The following is a 15,753-nucleotide window of genomic DNA, read 5'->3' as shown; positions in this document are numbered from 1 at the left end:
TTTGGTTTCTCTTCTTACGGCACAAGCGCCCTGCCGGGAACGGCCATTAAGACAATTGCTTATCAAAAATCCGGTAGGTTTTATACCGCACGCCATGCATATGCTCTATCGCCCTATTCATAAGATCGTTATGCTCCAGCATCCAGGAGGCTTCGGCCATGTTGAATCCTTTTTCCCTACCCTTCTTCATAATGGTCGCATAGAAGCAGGCCTCGATCCCCATTTTACGATAGGGTTCCAGTACGCCCAAGGCCAGGATACGCAGCGCATTGATCTTTTTACGGCCCAAGAGGAAGTGGAATACACCAGTGGGAAACAGGCGGCCTCTTTTGATCTTCTTCAGCACCTGGTTAATATCGGGCAGGCAAAGCGCTATACCCACCACTTCGCCATTGTGCTCGGCAGCCAGGCAAAAGTCGGTATCGGCAATCAGCTTCATGTCTTTTCCCATAAAGTCGAATTCCGCCTTGGTCATCGGTACAAAGCCCATATTCTTGTCCCAGGCAGCATTATAGACTTTGCCAAACTGCTCCAGCTCCCGCTTAAAGTTATGCTTGAGGTCGAAAGGACGAATGGTAATGCCTTTAGTTGCCAAACGTGCCGTCAAGGCTTCCTGCAGGCGCACCGGCTTGTCGCCCAGGTCGGTATCGTACAGGGCATAGGCCACCAGATCCACCTGCTTGGCGAGCCCGTATTGCTCCAGCAATTTTTTATAGTAGGGCGGGTTATACGGCATCAGGATCATGGGCGCGCTGTCGAAACCGTCTACCAGCAGGCCACAAGCCTCGTTGGTAGAGGGGTTGACCGGTCCTATCATCGTAGAGAGCCCCTGGTCGCGCAGCCAGCCTTCAGCCGCCTGCAGCAAGGCATTGGCCACCTCCTGATCGTCGACGCAATCGAAGAAGCCGAAAAAACCGTCGTTGCTTTTATTGAAGGTGTTGTGGTTACCGTTAAAAATAGCTGCTACGCGTCCCGACAGCTTGCCATCTTTGTAGGCCAGGAACAGCTGCATGCGTCCATGCTCAAAGAAGGGGTGCTTGGCAGGATTCAGCAGGTCGCGCTGGGCCATAAAAAGCTCCGGCACGTAGTACGGATCGTCCCGGTGCAGATCGTGGGGAAAATCAATAAAGACCCTTAGGTCCTTTCCTTTGGATGGGATGGCAGCTACTTTGATCATAGGGTGCGTATGGTAAGCGCGTTAATCAATGGTTGGTTAATTGGTATGGTTGCAGACCGGGACGGTCCTAAAAAAACAGAACGCCGTCATGGATCATTTCAGCGTTCTGTTCTTAATTATCATCATCTGCAAAGCAGCAAATTATACTCTTTCTTTTACCGTAGCAATATTCAGCTCCTTGGCCAGCTTGGTAAGCTTACCCAGCGCTTCTTCGATCTGGGCAAAAGTATGGGTGGCCATCAGTGAGAAGCGGATCAGGGTGCTGTCGGGCGGTACGGCAGGCGATACCACGGGGTTTACAAACACGCCTTGTTCCTGCAGACCACAGGTAAGGTTAAAGGTCTTGATATTGTCCCGCACGTAAATGGGGATGATGGGTGTTTCTGTAGGACCAAGGTCAAAGCCTTCGTCCAGCAGCAGCTTGGTAGCATAGTGGGTATTGGCCCACAACCGCTCGATACGCTCGGGCTCCGACTCGATAATATCGAGTGCTGCCAGTACGCTGGCGGCGGAAGCCGGCGTCATGCTGGCACTGAAGATCAGGGAACGGGCGTGATGCTTCAGGAATTCGATCACAGCCTTATCGGCAGCCAGGAAGCCGCCGAGAGAAGCCAGCGATTTGCTGAAAGTACCGGAAATAATATCGACTCTGTCGGTAAGGCCGAAGTGCGATGCCGTACCGGCGCCTTTTTCACCAATGACACCGAAGCTATGCGCATCATCCAGCATAATGCTGGCGCCAAATTCATCGGCGATATCGACCATTTCGGGTAGCTTCACGATATCCCCTTCCATGCTAAAAATACCATCTACTACGATCAGCTTTACCGCATCTTCCGGAAGCTGGCTCAGCTTCTTGCGCAGGTCGGCCATATCGTTATGGGCGTATTTGATGACTTTGGAGAAGGAAAGACGGCTACCGTCGATAATAGAAGCGTGATCGTATTCGTCGAGGATCAGGTAATCGTTGCGGCCGGTGAGGCAGGAAAGGGCGCCCAGGTTGACCTGGAAGCCGGTACTGAATATAACAGCGGCCTCTTTGCCTACATAGGCAGCCAGGCGGCGTTCAAGCTCTTCGTGTATATCGAGTGTTCCGTTGAGAAAGCGGGAGCCGGCACATCCTGTACCGTATTTGCGGGTGGCTGCGATCGCTGCCTCGGTTATTTTGGGGTGATTGGTCAAACCCAGATAAGAGTTGGAACCGAACATTAACACCCTTTTACCGTTAATATAAACTTCTGTGTCCTGTCCCGAGGATATTGGTCTGAAATAAGGGTAGATACCTTGCTCACGAGCTTGCGCCGGTGCGGTATACTTTGCTGCTTTCTGTTGTAACCGTTTCTGCATGTAAGGCCAATTGAAGGTGCTAAATTAATATAAATTTAATTTAGTGTTCCCTTTTTGTTTTGGGAAGTAGGGCCGGCGTTTTTTCCATTTTCTACACCAATACATTAGGTGCCGGTTTCCCAAAACTAATTAAAAAATTAAGTACAAAAATAAATTAAACACTTGTTTAAAGGCAAAAAAGCGCATTAAGAATTTACTAAACGGAAGTTAATGAAGAAAATTTAATGCTTTTGAATTCCATTTCTTTCCTATGCTTCCGTCCTTTCCATGTAAAAATTACCAATCTTTTCTTCTATATAATTTCTTCTCTGCCAATCGCTTCTTCATTTCCAACCGCTTTTCAAGCACCGCTTTAGAGGGCTTTGAGGCCAGCCGCTTTTTAGGCTTCTGTATACTCTGGTTGACCAGGAGCAACATTTTTTCCACAGCCCTTCTTTTATTGGCGAGCTGGGTACGCGCCTCGCTCGATCTTACCATAAGCCAATCTTCACCGTTGATCCTGGCAGCCAGCTTTTCGCGGATCATCATTTGCTGCTCCGGTGTAAAGAAAGCAGTGCTGCCGATCTCCCAAAGCGCCTCCGCCATGGTCTCCACCTTGTTCACGTTCTGGCCGCCTTTCCCGCCGCTGCGGGCCGTACGGAAAGCTATTTCCTTCGAAAAATCGATCATGACCCTCTCTATTAATAGGCAAAAGCCACCAGACTCCGGTAGCTTTTGCACTGTTTTGTTTCTTTTTTTCGAGGACCAGAACGGATAGCTACTGTCCAAAACAAGCTAATCGTCAAGCGATTAAGCTTTCATTGTCTTGGCATACTTGTTGCGTTCGATCTCGTCCAGTAAGATTTTACGTAGACGGATGCTCTGCGGTGTTACCTCAATGCATTCGTCCTGTTGGATGTATTCCATACATTCTTCCAGGCTCATCTGAATTTTTGGTGCAATATTGGCGGCACCATCTGTTCCGCTCGCACGCATATTGGTCAGTTTTTTGCCTTCCACCACGTTTACCACCAGGTCGCCTGGCTTGATATGCTCGGCAACAATCTGGCCGGCGTATACTTCTTCACCCGGATCGATGAAGAAAGAGCCACGATCCTGCAGCTTATCCAGGGAATACCCGGTACTGGAACCGCCTTGTTTGGCGATCAGCACACCGTTGTTACGACCGGGAATAGCGCCTTTCCAGGGCTTATAGGATGCAAAATTATGCGCCATTACCGCTTCACCCGCTGTAGCGGTCAGCATTTGCGAACGCAGGCCGATCAGACCGCGGGAAGGCATATCGAATTCGAGGTGCTGCATTTCGCCCTTAGACTCCATGATCAGCATTTCGCCTTTACGTATCGTTACCAGGTTGATCACTTTGCTGGCAAATTCTTCCGGTACATCTACCACAAGGGTTTCAAACGGCTCGCATTTCTGTCCGTCAATCTCTTTGGTAATTACCTGCGGTTGTCCGACAGTCAGCTCATAACCTTCGCGACGCATAGTTTCCACCAATACGGAAAGGTGAAGGATGCCACGGCCGTAGACCAGGAATTTATCTGCATCGTCGGTATCCTTTACACGAAGGGCCAGGTTTTTTTCCAGCTCCTTGGTCAAACGGTCGCGCAGGTTACGGCTGGTAACGAATTTACCTTCACGGCCGAAGAAAGGTGAGTTGTTGATGCTGAACTGCATGTTCATCGTGGGCTCGTCAATATGGATAACGGCCAATGGCTCGGGGTTTTCGAAATCGGCAATAGTCTCACCGATCTGGAAATCTTCGATACCCACCACAGCGCAAATATCGCCGGCAGCTACTTCAGATACTTTTTTCTTGCCCATACCTTCGAAAGTATAGAGCTCCTTTACTTTATTACGCACCATGCTGCCGTCCAGCTTGCACAGTTGTATATTTTGACCTTCTTTGATGGTACCGCGGGCTACACGGCCTACTGCGATACGGCCCAGGAACGAAGAGTAATCGAGGGAAGTGATCTGCATTTGCAGGTTGCCCTCTGTTACTACCGGCTCGGGTACTTTTTCCAGCACAGCGTCCAGTACGGCATTAATATTGTCGGTGGGCGTGAGGGAGGTATTGTACCAGCCTTGCTTGGCCGAGCCGTACAGGGTGGGAAAATCGAGCTGCTCTTCGGTAGCATCGAGCTGGAAGAACAGGTCAAATACTTTATCGTGCACTTCATCGGGGCGGCAGTTGGGCTTATCCACCTTGTTGATCACCACGATGGGGCGCAGGCCCAGGCCCAGCGCTTTTTGCAATACGAAACGGGTTTGCGGCATGGGGCCTTCAAAGGCGTCGACCAGCAGCAGCACACCATCCGCCATTTTAAGCACGCGTTCCACTTCGCCACCGAAGTCGGCGTGGCCTGGAGTATCGATCACATTGATCTTTACTCCTTTATAAGTTACCGAAATATTTTTGCTCAGAATGGTGATGCCCCGCTCACGTTCCAGGTCATTGCTGTCCATGATCAGCTCACCGGTTTCCTGGTTGTCGCGGAATACCTGTGTGGCATGAATGATCTTGTCTACCAATGTTGTTTTGCCGTGGTCAACGTGGGCGATGATGGCAATGTTGCGAATGTTCATATGTGCAAAATAAAACAGAGAAGAGACATTCCCGGCTGTGCCGGGTGTTAAGATGTCTTTACTTTTTTCCTCTTGTATTGTATCTAAAAAGTGCGCAAAGGTAAGGAAAATAGTTGAGAGCATTACGAATTATACTATTGTGGCATCTGCAAAAACACAATCAGCTAACCGTCATCGCGATCCGGACAAAAACGCATAATATGCATATTTTATCTCGCCATAGTTCGTTTTACATAAGCTGACTACGCTGATATAGGAAACATTGGTCAAATTCGTCTTGATAACGGTTGCGGGACCCATCGAAGCGCCCATTTATAGCTATCCCCTCGATGTGCTCAAGGATCGGAGATTATTTTGTTTCCTACATCGGGAATAGTCAGTAAGAATTATTGATCGCCTTCTTTTTTAATACCCTTAAATAAGGCAAACAAGGCCATAGCATGCCCATGGCCCAGCGCATAATCCTCTTTAAGCCATTGCACGATCTCCCCTGCTTTGATACTGGCGGCCAGCTTGCCGGCCTTCAGGAAGCCCTTTTGCTCGGCCAGCTGCTTAAAATTGGAAGGGCTCTTGCCCGTCTTGGCCTGTATGTTGTCGAGATAAGCTTGAAAAGACATGATCTGTAATATTTTTAAGGATGAATGGATTGCTGTACAAAAATACCGGCCTCCGGTGAGCATTACCGCGGCTTATGGCGACAAATAAAGGGGCTGATACGTCAATATAGAGAGACCGGAAAATGGATAAACACGTGTAAAAACTTGATACCTTTGCGCCCATGTTACCCAATCCGGAGAAGATACGCGCGTATGCCGTTCAAACCATACAAAGCGAGATCGCTGCCCTGCAGCGCATGAACGATTTTATCGACGGTGATTTTGTACAGGCCGTAACGCTGATGCATGAAGCCAAGGGACGCGTGGTGATCACCGGCATCGGCAAAAGCGCCATTATCGCGCAAAAGATCGTTGCCACTATGAACTCGACCGGAACGCCGGCTCTGTTCATGCATGCAGCCGATGCCATCCATGGCGACCTGGGTATGATACAGCCCGACGACGTGGTGATCGTGATCTCCAAAAGCGGTGAAAGCCCCGAGATCAAGGCCCTCCTGCCTTTTGTAAAAAACTTTGGCAATAAAGTGATCGCCATCTGTGGCAATAAGGATAGCTACCTGGCCACACATGCCGACTATTTTATCAATACAACCATCGATGCGGAAGCCTGCCCCAACAACCTGGCACCAACCACCAGCACTACAGCGCAGCTGGTGATGGGCGATGCCCTGGCGGTAAGCCTGCTGCAGCTGAAAGGCTTCAGCGACCGCGATTTTGCCCGTTTTCATCCCGGCGGCGCGCTGGGCAAACGGCTTTACCTTACTGTGCAGGACCTGAGCAGCCGCAACGCGCAGCCCAAAGTAACTGCAGACGCGTCGCTCAGGGAAGTCATTATCGAGATATCGGGCAAGTTCCTCGGCGCCACAGCGGTTATGGAAGATGAGCAGCTCATCGGGGTGATCACCGATGGCGATCTCCGCCGTATGCTCGAAAACAATACCGATACTTCACAGCTTACCGCTAAGGATATTTGTACGCGGAATCCCAAAAGCATCGAGGACAGCGAACTGGCGGTACAAGCACTGGAGCTGATGCGACAGCATGATATAACCCAACTGATCGTAACGCACGATGGCAGCTACGCCGGTATGGTACACCTGCACGACCTGGTACGCGAAGGCTTAATCTAGGCTGTTGTCTCAAAAAAACAAGGCCGCAAATAAGTCGCAATAAAAGCTATAAAAATTAAAGGCAAATAAATATTTCATTTTCACAAACGGCATTAAACCTTTGGGAAAATAATCGTTCCAATATGTGGTTCGATTATGCAAATTGGTTCAAATGAGGGCCCGGCAATCTTTTGCCGGGTTTCTTTTTGCCCGCTTTTCCCACGGTCTTTTGCCGGCTGTGCTTTTAGTACAAAGCAGCGCCGCCAAACCAGGAGATAGTTCTTATTTTTGCGCGAACAGATTGCGTGCCGTTGTCTATAGAAACGATTTTAGATACACCTGTCGAATTCCTGAAGGGCATAGGGCCGTTCAGGGGCGAGCTCCTGCGCAAAGAGCTGGACATCCATACTTTTGGCGACCTGCTGCAGCACTTTCCCCTGCGTTACCTCGACAGCGCCCGGGTACAGCATATCGGCGACCTGTCGCCCGAACAGGACTATGTGCAGCTGAGAGGGGCCATCATAAACCTGAGCGAAGAGGGCCGGTCTTTTAAGAAGCGGCTTTCAGCCACCCTGTATGATAAAACAGGCCGGGTAGAACTTATCTGGTTTCAGGGCATCAGCTATGTACAGAAAAGCATACAGCCCAACGCTACCTATAGTGTCTTTGGCAAGCTCACTTATTTTAACGGTCTTCCTACCATCAGCCATCCCGAGGTCGAGCTATACCAGCCCAATGCCCAGGAGATAGCCGGTATGCAGCCGGTATACTCCACCACCGAGAAGCTGAAGGCCAAAGGTCTGAGCAACCGGGCGTTCGCTAAAGTGCTTCAAGGCCTGTGGGAGCGCCTTTCCCCAAAAGACATTCCCGAGATATTGCCCGAAGCCCTGCGACAGCAGTACCAGCTGCTACCCCGCTTCGAAGCCTATCGTCAGATCCATTTCCCGGCCAGCGAAGCCCATCGCCGCCATGCCGAACGCCGCCTGAAATGGGAGGAATTGCTGGTGACCCAGCTACGCATCCTGCGGCTGAAGCTGAACCACCACCAGCAAGCCGGTTTTGTATTTCCTACAGTGGGCGATCATTTCAACCATTTCTTTGAACGGCATCTTCCTTTTGCCCTTACCGGAGCACAAAAAAGAGTGCTTCGGGAAATCAGGCAGGATACCTTTTCCGGCAAGCAGATGAACCGGCTGGTCCAGGGCGATGTAGGCAGCGGCAAAACGATAGTGGCCCTAATGGCCATGCTGCTGGCGCTCGACAACGGTTTCCAGGCCAGCCTGATGGCGCCTACCGAGATACTGGCCCAGCAACATTATCAGGGCATTAAAGAGCTGCTGGAACCCATGCAGATCCCTGTGGCGCTGCTCACAGGTTCGGTAAAGGGCAAGGAACGCAAGCAGGTGCTGGAAGGCCTGGCCAAGGGATTGATCCCGGTAGTGATCGGCACGCATGCACTGGTAGAGGACAGCGTCCGCTTCCACAACCTGGGCCTGGCGGTGATCGACGAGCAGCACCGCTTCGGCGTAACGCAACGCGCCAAGCTGTGGACCAAGAACGAACGGCCGCCCCATGTGCTGGTGATGACGGCCACGCCTATTCCCCGTACCCTGGCGATGACGGTATACGGCGACCTGGACGTATCGGTAATCGATGAGCTGCCGCCTGGCCGTAAACCCATCGAAACGATCCACCGCAGCGAGAACTTCAGGCCCAAAGTGATGCAGTTCCTGAAGCATGAGATCGAAAAGGGCCGCCAGGTATATATTGTGTATCCGTTGATCGAAGAATCGGAAAAGCTGGACTATGAAAGCCTGACAGCCGGCTATGAGCAGGTACGGGCCTGGTTTCCCGATCCGCAATACCGGGTGGCTATGGTACATGGCCGGCAGCCGCTGGATGAAAGGGGACGCAATATGGAACGCTTTGTGAACGGACACGCACACATATTGGTTGCTACTACAGTGATCGAAGTAGGTGTGAATGTGCCCAATGCCTCGGTAATGGTGATCGAGAGCGCCGAGCGGTTTGGCCTGTCCCAGCTACACCAGTTGCGGGGCCGTGTGGGCCGCGGCAGCGAGAAAAGCTATTGCATCCTGCTTACCGGCCACGAGCTGAGCAAAGAAAGCCGGCAGCGCATGCACATTATGACGCAGACCAACGACGGCTTCCTGATCGCGGAAGAGGACCTGAAAATGCGCGGCCCCGGCGATATTTATGGCACCAGACAAAGCGGTGCGCTGGACTTCAAGATCGCCGACATTATCCATGATGCCGACATTATGGAAGAAACCAAGGTCGCCGCGCAGGAGATCCTGTCGGCCGATCCCCACCTGGAGCTGCCGCAGCACCAGCAGCTGAAAACGGATATCCACAAAAGCCGGAATCAACAGGTGCAGCAGTGGAGCAAGATCAGCTAAGCACTTTTTTCCCGCAAAGCAATAAACCGGTTCATACCATTTCATTCGGGCAGAGCCTTCGGTAGCAACATAGCATCTTTCGATCAGGACCCAAAACATTTCATTGTAGCGGCATAACATGCGAGGCCGCTGCAGGGAAATACCAAAAATATTTTGGCCCGATAGTTGTTCTTTTCAAAAATATCAATTTACTTTGTCTTTCAAAGTGCTTTTATGGACACTGAACAAAAAGAGACATCCCTGGAAACCCTGCAGGAGATCCGCAATATTATGGAACGTTCGTCCCGGTTCCTGTCGCTCAGCGGCTGGAGCGGGATATGGGCCGGCATGGTGGCGTTGGCGGGATCGGGTCTTGCCTATCTCTTGTTAGAGCAGTATAATAGCTATGGAATACGGGCAGGTAACTATAGCGAGCGTTATACCGAAGGTCCTGTTGTCGCTTATCCCTTTGATCTACTGGGTCTGGGCATTGCGATCTTCATCGTTGCCTTCCTGGGTGGCTTTTATTTTACTTATCGTAAGAACCGGAAGGCAGGCATCAAAATGTGGAATACTGCCTCACGCAAGATGGTGATCAATCTCGCCATTCCTCTGGCTGCCGGCGCCTTGATGACGCTGGCGTTTATCGCGCAGGGCGATTGGATCTATATTGCCCCTGGCTGCCTTGTGTTCTATGGCCTTGCCTTGATCAACGGCAGCAAGTATACGGTATCCGACATCAAGTACCTGGGGCTTACCGAGGTGATCCTGGGTTGTGCAGGATTATTTCTTTCGCCCGGATATGGGCTTTATCTTTGGGCTTTTGGTTTTGGCGTGCTGCACATTGTCTATGGCATTATCATGTGGCGGAAATATGATCAGTAAATGAGGAAAGAACTCGAACAGCTCAACAAGGTATTCGACAGCCGGCTCCGTATCGGCATCATGAGCGCCCTGATGGTGAATGAAGACATCAACTTCAACGACCTTAAGGCGCTGGTCGATGCTACAGACGGCAACCTGGCCACGCACCTGAAGACCCTTGAAGAGCATAAGTATATCAAGGTGGAAAAAGGATTTATCGGTCGCAAGACCAATACCGTGTATTCGATTACCCGCGCCGGCGAAAAAGCATTCCGCCAGCACCTCGATGCGCTCGAAAAGATCATTAAAACCATCAATTAGCCTACTGCACCAGCCCGGTATTTAAGATTCCCGGTGATTGTGCAGTTTTATTTTTCTCTTTTCACTTTGAAAAACAAAGCACTTTTACATGAATACAAAATGGGTACCTGTCACTGCTATCAGCGTTACCTGCTATCTCCTGTTTGCCTTGGCCGGCATCAACTTATTGCATCAGGGCGCCGGCGCCACGGGTATACTGGTGCTGGTAGCAGGCATACCCGGTGGTATGATCTGCTTCCTGATTGCACGATGGCTGCAAAGGACCGTGAGCCGGCTACGGAAGAACCGTCCAGGGGATTGGGCCGTTTTGTCGGCGGGAATCACCTACCTGGCTATATTCCTGGGTTTTCTGGCCTTCATTGCGACACTGATTGTGCTGCTTGCAGGGAGCGCAATGGAAAACCTCCGGTTTTGATCCTGGCATGACTTATTTCTCCCTATAATCCGCAAAACATGTTTACACCATGAAAGCAAGATGTACAGCAGGAATTGCAATCGCGGCCGCCTGCTTCCTCCTGTTTATGATCGGCAGCCTTATTCTTATGGGGCGGGATACCGGGCTGGCCGGTATGCTGGTAGTACCGGCCGGGATTGCCGGTGCCATCTGTTGCTTCCTGCTCGTACTGCTGTTGCAAGGCGCCGGACGCTGGTTACGACAATACTTGCCCGGCACATGGTCCCTGGTTATGGCCGGTGCCACCATACTGGCCATTTTTCTGGGCATCGCCGGCACCATTGCCATCCTGTACTACCTGGTTGCGGGATACTGCATGAGCGGCTTACAGCTGTAGGCCGCCCGGAATCAGAACACCTTCTTCATACTTCTAAAAACATACTTCTTATGAAAATACAGCTTAACCACATCCGTAAACGGCTATTGGTATATCTCGCGCATGAGGTTGCTCTCCCCTATTTCAAACTGGTCCGGAAGGGCTATCATTTCCCTTATTCGCTGAAGCAATTACAGCACTTGCCCGATGGCACCGTGGGCAGGGCATTGTATCGCTTTTTCAACGATAACGACATCCATCTGCTGCCCCATTATGAGAAGCACGATATCAAGCATGTAGTGCTGGGCTATCCGCCAACAGAAGAAGGCGAAGTAAGTCTGCAATGCTTTATGCTGGCCAATGGCCGTATTACGGCGCCGGTACTGTTCAGCGTGGCGGTAGGCCTGCTCATCATGCCCGATAAGTGGCGCAGCTTCCGGCAGGCCTGGAACAGGGGAAGACAAACGCCTTCATTGAACCGGCTCAATTGGTTTGACCTGGTACCGCAACAACTACAGGAAGTACGCCATGAACTCTTCAGCGCAAAAGCCCAGGATTTATGAAAAGACTGTTTGATATATTGTTTTCCCTGATCGCACTGGCTGTTTTTTTCCTACCCGCTATTATCATTGCGGCTATACTGCTGTTGAAAGAACGTCATGCTGTTTTCTTCCTGCAGCAAAGGACCGGCAGAAACAAGAAAACCTTCCGCATATTCAAGTTCCGCACGATGACCCGGCAGGTCCCTACGGCAACGGGCAGGCTACTGCGCAAGACCGGCCTGGACGAGTTGCCGCAATTTATTAATGTGCTCAAAGGCGATATGAGCATCGTTGGCCCCAGGGCTTTAACCCCGGAAGATATTGAACGACTCCGGTGGCACGATACCTATCATGCCCTCCGATGGCAGGTGAAGCCGGGTATTACCGGCTACGCCCAGCTGTATGGCGGCCAGCACCGCAAAACATCCTGGTTCTGGGACCGGTACTATATCAGGAACCATAACGTCGTCGCCGATGCCGGCGTGGTTGTCGTATCCTTCTTGATGAATGTATTCGGGAAGACCAGGGTGCGCCGCATCCTTTTCCAAAAAAACAACCTGAAGTAACATGAAAGTCAAAATGATATTGCCCGCGCTTACCGAAGCGGAAAGCCCTTTCTGGCGGCCCATTAAGTATTCCCTGTTTCCTCCATTGGGTCTGGCCACGCTTGCCGCCTACCTGTCGCCCGATGATGAAGTAGACCTGCAGGACCAGCATGTGGAAACGTTGTACCTGGAAGATGAGCCGGACCTTGTGGTGATCCAGGTATATATTACCAATGCTTACCGGGCTTACCGCATTGCCGATCATTACAGGAGCCGGGGCGCTTATGTGATCCTGGGTGGCCTGCACGTGACCTCGTTGCCCGATGAGGCTGCAGAACATGCGGATACCATTTTCCTGGGACCGGGAGAGGAAACCTTTCCGCGCTTTTTGAAGGATTTCAGGAATAAAATACCGCAGAAGCGCTACAGCTCTGCGATAAGAACACTGGAGCATATACCCCCGTTACGACGCGACCTCATCAAAAGGAACCGTTACCTCGTGCCGAATTCTATTGTGGTCACCAGGGGATGCCCCCATCATTGCAACTTCTGCTATAAGGACGCTTTTTTTGAAGGGGGTAAAAGCTTTTATACCCAGGCTGTAGACGATGCTCTGTCCGAGATTGACCGTCTTGAAGGCAGACACCTCTATTTTCTTGACGACCACCTGTTGGGCAATACCCGCTTTGCCTCAGCGCTTTTTGAAGGCATGAAAGGCATGAACCGGGTATTCCAGGCTGCAGGTACGGTCGATTCCATATTGCGGGGCGACCTGATCGAGAAAGCAGCCGCAGCCGGGCTTCGAAGCCTGTTCGTGGGTTTCGAGACGTTTTCACCCACCAACCTGAAACAAAGCAATAAGAAGCAGAATCTTGCCAAGGATTACCGGGAAGCCGTGAACAGGCTCCATTCGCTGGGTATTATGATCAACGGGAGCTTTGTGTTTGGCCTGGACGATGACGACAGCGATGTATTTAAAAGAACGGTGGACTGGGGCGTCAACAATGCGATCACTACGGCCACTTATCATATCCTGACACCCTACCCGGGCACACGCCTGTACAAAGACATGGAGCAACAGGGACGCATACTGACGTACGACTGGGATCAATATGATACGCGGAATGTCGTGTACCAAACCGCCAGGATTGATGCGGCAACATTAAAAAAGGGATATGACTGGGCTTACAGATCCTTTTACAGCTGGAGCAATATCGTTAAAGCCAGCCTGCAGCACGATACACACAAGCACAAGCTGAAACACTTCTTTTATGCCGGCGGCTGGAAAAAATTTGAAGCGGTATGGAATTTCCTGATCAAGACCCGCAACCTGAACAATATGCTGCCCGTTCTGGAATCAGTCCTGGCCAAAGTAAAGAAAGGAACCGGCCGACAGGAACATCCGGTAGCGACGCAGCAACAGGACACCTCGGCGGCAGCCTGTTCAACCGGTCTGGCAAAACAACTTTAAACGTACAGGGCTGTTAACAGGAGGTACTATTGACAGAACGCATGAGATCGGTTTATAAGCTCCTTCACAGCTTCCATTATGCCTTCCAGGGCTTGTCTACCCTGGTCCGTTCAGAAAGGAATATACAGCTGCATTTGCTGGCGACAGTGGTGATACTCTTACTGGGCTGGCTAAAAGGGCTTACCTATATGCGCTGGTGGCTGCTGCTGTTGGCGATCGCATTGGTATGGATCACGGAGGCGCTCAATACTGCACTGGAACGGCTTTGTAATAAGGTGAGCACGGAACGCCATCCCCTGATCAAAGAAGTAAAGGACATTGGTGCGGCGGCAGTACTCATCGCAGCGCTGTTTGCCTTGCTTACCGGCATCATCGTCTTCTTCTTTCCCCTACACTAGGCCACTTGCTGGTAATAGCTCCTCATGAATCTGCTGAAAGCTTTGCTCTTCAGCAATACACTGCGGAAAAGTGCGATTCCGATGGTAGCGCAAAGAATGCCTACCAGAACATCGATCAGATAATGGTGATCGGTGTATAGCGCCGCAAACCAGGTACCCAGGCAAACGATGGTGAGGAATATTTTCCAGCCCGTAGCCACATTCTTCCTATACGCATAATATACGGAAACCAATGCATACGCCGCATGCAGCGAGGGCATGGCGGCAAATACGTTGGAGCTCTTGGCATATAGCCCATGGAAGATCTGCACACCAAAGAAATGATCGAAACCTGCCAGGCCGGCGACATTGCCCGGGGTAGCCGGGTTGAATACCATTCCGTGCTCGTGGATATACCATGGCGGCGCGGCAGGATAGCCGTAATAGCCTATGAATCCTACGAAATTGGTCAGCAGGAAGGTAAGACAGAATTCGATGGCCGCTTTACGGTCTTTAAAGAACAGGTAGCCGGCAAATGAGATAGGCACCGGCATCCAGCAGAGATAGAAAAAACCGTTCAGTACATCGAGCAAGGTGCTGCGGTTTAATGCCCAAAATTCGTTGATGGTATGTATGGTCCCCCGGTAATTGAACCCGAAATACTCTTTTTCCAAAGCGTACAGATCGCCCACATGCACCGTATTGAAGCGGTAATTGGGGAAAGCCTTCATATAGTCGAAGATCACCCAAAAAACGATGAACGGCATCAGGGTAAGCAGGAAGTTGCGCGTCTTCTTGGAAACGGTGTACAGCACGAAGAACAAGCCGGAAATAAAGATCTGCTCGGGCCGGAAACCGATCAGGAAACAGGAAAGGATCAGGTACGCGACGCTGATACCTCCCGCAAGCAGCAACCGCCGGTGTACGGGCATAGGATTGATGCGGGAAATATTGGTTATTGTAGTCGAACTCATTAGCTTTTCTTCTTCGGGAAGCCGGAACTGAGCACCTTATCCCACAGTTCGGAACTCACGCCAAAGCCTTTGCTTGAATCGGAGTAGTGATGCAGCATATGGTGCTTCTTGATCTTTTTCCAGACCTCACCTTTAAAATTGAAATGATGAAGGGCATAGTGCATGGTATCGTAGATGATATAGCCCAGCACAAATGCAGAAAAGAAGGGATAGAGGTATACAGATGGCAAAAAGGCATATAAAGCAAAATAGACGCCGAACGCCAGCGGAATGCTCACCGATGGCGGCATAACAAGCCTTTTCATATCATTGGGATAATCGTGGTGTACCCCATGGAAAATGAAATGCAGGCGGAGGGCCCATTTGGGCTTTGGTACATAGTGGAATATCCAGCGATGCAGCACATATTCAAACAGTGTCCAGGAGATTAGCCCCACTGCGAACATGCCAAGGAATACCAGCCCGGGCGTATGCGCAACAAACAGACCCAGGTAAGCGAATACCAGCACTACCGGGATATACAGGATCATAGGCACAGTCCAGTGGACCTTCGAGAAGGTCTCCAGGAAATTGCTTTTGAACATACGTATGGATTCGGGAGAGTTGGAAACGTAATTCTTTTTCATTGTCTTGTTTTTTTCTCGACGG

At 50.8% G+C, this 15,753-nt stretch carries 17 protein-coding genes; 10 read left to right on the top strand and 7 right to left on the bottom strand.

The features are described from left to right. Window positions 1–46: 46 nt before the first annotated feature. The 5 genes from DZK30_RS00940 to DZK30_RS00920 all read right to left on the bottom strand — a co-directional run bounded on the left by DZK30_RS00940 (window position 47) and on the right by DZK30_RS00920 (window position 5,733). Window positions 47–1,177 (bottom strand): hypothetical protein, encoded by a 1,131-nt coding sequence (locus DZK30_RS00940; RefSeq protein ID WP_118972208.1) that lies wholly within the window; start codon window positions 1,175–1,177, stop codon window positions 47–49. Between the two features lie 141 nt (window positions 1,178–1,318). Further along, entirely contained in the window at window positions 1,319–2,524 is a 1,206-nt protein-coding gene (spt, locus tag DZK30_RS00935; protein WP_118972207.1) for a serine palmitoyltransferase, read from the bottom strand. A 276-nt stretch (window positions 2,525–2,800) separates the two neighbouring features. Further along, window positions 2,801–3,193 (bottom strand): peptide chain release factor-like protein, encoded by a 393-nt coding sequence (locus DZK30_RS00930; RefSeq protein ID WP_118972206.1) that lies wholly within the window; start codon window positions 3,191–3,193, stop codon window positions 2,801–2,803. 120 nt (window positions 3,194–3,313) lie between these two features. Then, window positions 3,314–5,116: a translational GTPase TypA gene (gene typA, locus DZK30_RS00925; RefSeq protein WP_118973358.1), complete on the bottom strand. Its 1,803-nt coding sequence runs from the start codon at window positions 5,114–5,116 to the stop codon at window positions 3,314–3,316. Between the two features lie 386 nt (window positions 5,117–5,502). Then, window positions 5,503–5,733, bottom strand: coding sequence for a DUF4287 domain-containing protein (locus DZK30_RS00920; RefSeq protein ID WP_118972205.1), 231 nt, complete (start codon window positions 5,731–5,733; stop codon window positions 5,503–5,505). A 161-nt stretch (window positions 5,734–5,894) separates the two neighbouring features. Between DZK30_RS00920 and DZK30_RS00915 the strand changes: the two genes are divergently transcribed. The 10 genes from DZK30_RS00915 to DZK30_RS00875 all read left to right on the top strand — a co-directional run bounded on the left by DZK30_RS00915 (window position 5,895) and on the right by DZK30_RS00875 (window position 14,152). Next, the gene (locus DZK30_RS00915) at window positions 5,895–6,863 is read left to right on the top strand and encodes a KpsF/GutQ family sugar-phosphate isomerase (protein ID WP_162902739.1); all 969 of its coding nucleotides are present in this window, start codon (window positions 5,895–5,897) and stop codon (window positions 6,861–6,863) included. A 290-nt stretch (window positions 6,864–7,153) separates the two neighbouring features. Continuing rightward, window positions 7,154–9,262 (top strand): ATP-dependent DNA helicase RecG, encoded by a 2,109-nt coding sequence (gene recG, locus DZK30_RS00910; protein WP_240432829.1) that lies wholly within the window; start codon window positions 7,154–7,156, stop codon window positions 9,260–9,262. Between the two features lie 213 nt (window positions 9,263–9,475). Beyond that, entirely contained in the window at window positions 9,476–10,126 is a 651-nt protein-coding gene (locus DZK30_RS00905) for a hypothetical protein (RefSeq protein WP_118972204.1), read from the top strand. Next, window positions 10,127–10,426: a winged helix-turn-helix domain-containing protein gene (locus DZK30_RS00900; RefSeq protein WP_118972203.1), complete on the top strand. Its 300-nt coding sequence runs from the start codon at window positions 10,127–10,129 to the stop codon at window positions 10,424–10,426. It begins immediately after the preceding gene. Window positions 10,427–10,514: 88 nt separating this feature from the next. Next, window positions 10,515–10,841, top strand: a complete 327-nt coding sequence (locus tag DZK30_RS00895) for a hypothetical protein (protein ID WP_118972202.1) — start codon at window positions 10,515–10,517, stop codon at window positions 10,839–10,841. Window positions 10,842–10,890: 49 nt separating this feature from the next. Next, on the top strand, window positions 10,891–11,217 hold the full coding sequence (locus tag DZK30_RS25600) for a hypothetical protein (RefSeq protein ID WP_162902738.1): 327 nt from the start codon (window positions 10,891–10,893) through the stop codon (window positions 11,215–11,217). Between the two features lie 50 nt (window positions 11,218–11,267). Next, window positions 11,268–11,759: a Coq4 family protein gene (locus DZK30_RS25595; RefSeq protein ID WP_162902737.1), complete on the top strand. Its 492-nt coding sequence runs from the start codon at window positions 11,268–11,270 to the stop codon at window positions 11,757–11,759. Next, complete coding sequence (locus tag DZK30_RS00885) at window positions 11,756–12,304, top strand: sugar transferase (protein ID WP_118972200.1); 549 nt, start codon at window positions 11,756–11,758, stop codon at window positions 12,302–12,304. The genes DZK30_RS25595 and DZK30_RS00885 overlap by 4 nt, the downstream gene beginning before the upstream one ends. A gap of 1 nt (window position 12,305) precedes the next feature. Further along, window positions 12,306–13,754 carry a B12-binding domain-containing radical SAM protein gene (locus DZK30_RS00880; protein ID WP_118972199.1) on the top strand — a complete coding sequence of 483 codons (1,449 nt, stop codon included), beginning with the start codon at window positions 12,306–12,308 and terminating at the stop codon, window positions 13,752–13,754. Between the two features lie 41 nt (window positions 13,755–13,795). Continuing rightward, on the top strand, window positions 13,796–14,152 hold the full coding sequence (locus DZK30_RS00875) for a diacylglycerol kinase family protein (protein WP_118972198.1): 357 nt from the start codon (window positions 13,796–13,798) through the stop codon (window positions 14,150–14,152). Here the strand turns inward: DZK30_RS00875 and DZK30_RS00870 are convergent. Continuing rightward, window positions 14,149–15,105 (bottom strand): phosphatase PAP2 family protein, encoded by a 957-nt coding sequence (locus DZK30_RS00870; RefSeq protein WP_240432828.1) that lies wholly within the window; start codon window positions 15,103–15,105, stop codon window positions 14,149–14,151. The two genes, DZK30_RS00875 and DZK30_RS00870, sit on opposite strands and share 4 nt — an antisense overlap. Further along, entirely contained in the window at window positions 15,105–15,731 is a 627-nt protein-coding gene (locus DZK30_RS00865) for a sterol desaturase family protein (RefSeq protein ID WP_118972196.1), read from the bottom strand. Before DZK30_RS00865 ends, DZK30_RS00870 begins: the two co-directional genes overlap by 1 nt. Between the last annotated feature and the right edge of the window lie 22 nt (window positions 15,732–15,753).

Source organism: Taibaiella koreensis, assembly GCF_003545715.1.
In the GTDB taxonomy this organism is placed as follows: domain Bacteria; phylum Bacteroidota; class Bacteroidia; order Chitinophagales; family Chitinophagaceae; genus Taibaiella; species Taibaiella koreensis.
The sequence above is the reverse complement of the archived record's forward strand: the minus strand, read 5'-3'. Positions and strand labels throughout refer to the sequence as shown.

Coding starts and splice junctions, on each gene's coding strand:
- DZK30_RS00865 (WP_118972196.1), bottom strand. CDS start 15,731: ATGAAAAAGAATTACGTTTCCAACTCTCCCGAATCCATACGTATGTTC.
- DZK30_RS00885 (WP_118972200.1), top strand. CDS start 11,756: ATGAAAAGACTGTTTGATATATTGTTTTCCCTGATCGCACTGGCTGTT.
- DZK30_RS00940 (WP_118972208.1), bottom strand. CDS start 1,177: ATGATCAAAGTAGCTGCCATCCCATCCAAAGGAAAGGACCTAAGGGTC.
- DZK30_RS00880 (WP_118972199.1), top strand. CDS start 12,306: ATGAAAGTCAAAATGATATTGCCCGCGCTTACCGAAGCGGAAAGCCCT.
- DZK30_RS25600 (WP_162902738.1), top strand. CDS start 10,891: ATGAAAGCAAGATGTACAGCAGGAATTGCAATCGCGGCCGCCTGCTTC.
- DZK30_RS00875 (WP_118972198.1), top strand. CDS start 13,796: ATGAGATCGGTTTATAAGCTCCTTCACAGCTTCCATTATGCCTTCCAG.
- DZK30_RS00895 (WP_118972202.1), top strand. CDS start 10,515: ATGAATACAAAATGGGTACCTGTCACTGCTATCAGCGTTACCTGCTAT.
- typA (WP_118973358.1), bottom strand. CDS start 5,116: ATGAACATTCGCAACATTGCCATCATCGCCCACGTTGACCACGGCAAA.
- DZK30_RS00905 (WP_118972204.1), top strand. CDS start 9,476: ATGGACACTGAACAAAAAGAGACATCCCTGGAAACCCTGCAGGAGATC.
- DZK30_RS25595 (WP_162902737.1), top strand. CDS start 11,268: ATGAAAATACAGCTTAACCACATCCGTAAACGGCTATTGGTATATCTC.
- DZK30_RS00915 (WP_162902739.1), top strand. CDS start 5,895: ATGTTACCCAATCCGGAGAAGATACGCGCGTATGCCGTTCAAACCATA.
- DZK30_RS00870 (WP_240432828.1), bottom strand. CDS start 15,105: ATGAGTTCGACTACAATAACCAATATTTCCCGCATCAATCCTATGCCC.
- DZK30_RS00920 (WP_118972205.1), bottom strand. CDS start 5,733: ATGTCTTTTCAAGCTTATCTCGACAACATACAGGCCAAGACGGGCAAG.
- DZK30_RS00930 (WP_118972206.1), bottom strand. CDS start 3,193: ATGATCGATTTTTCGAAGGAAATAGCTTTCCGTACGGCCCGCAGCGGC.
- DZK30_RS00900 (WP_118972203.1), top strand. CDS start 10,127: ATGAGGAAAGAACTCGAACAGCTCAACAAGGTATTCGACAGCCGGCTC.
- spt (WP_118972207.1), bottom strand. CDS start 2,524: ATGCAGAAACGGTTACAACAGAAAGCAGCAAAGTATACCGCACCGGCG.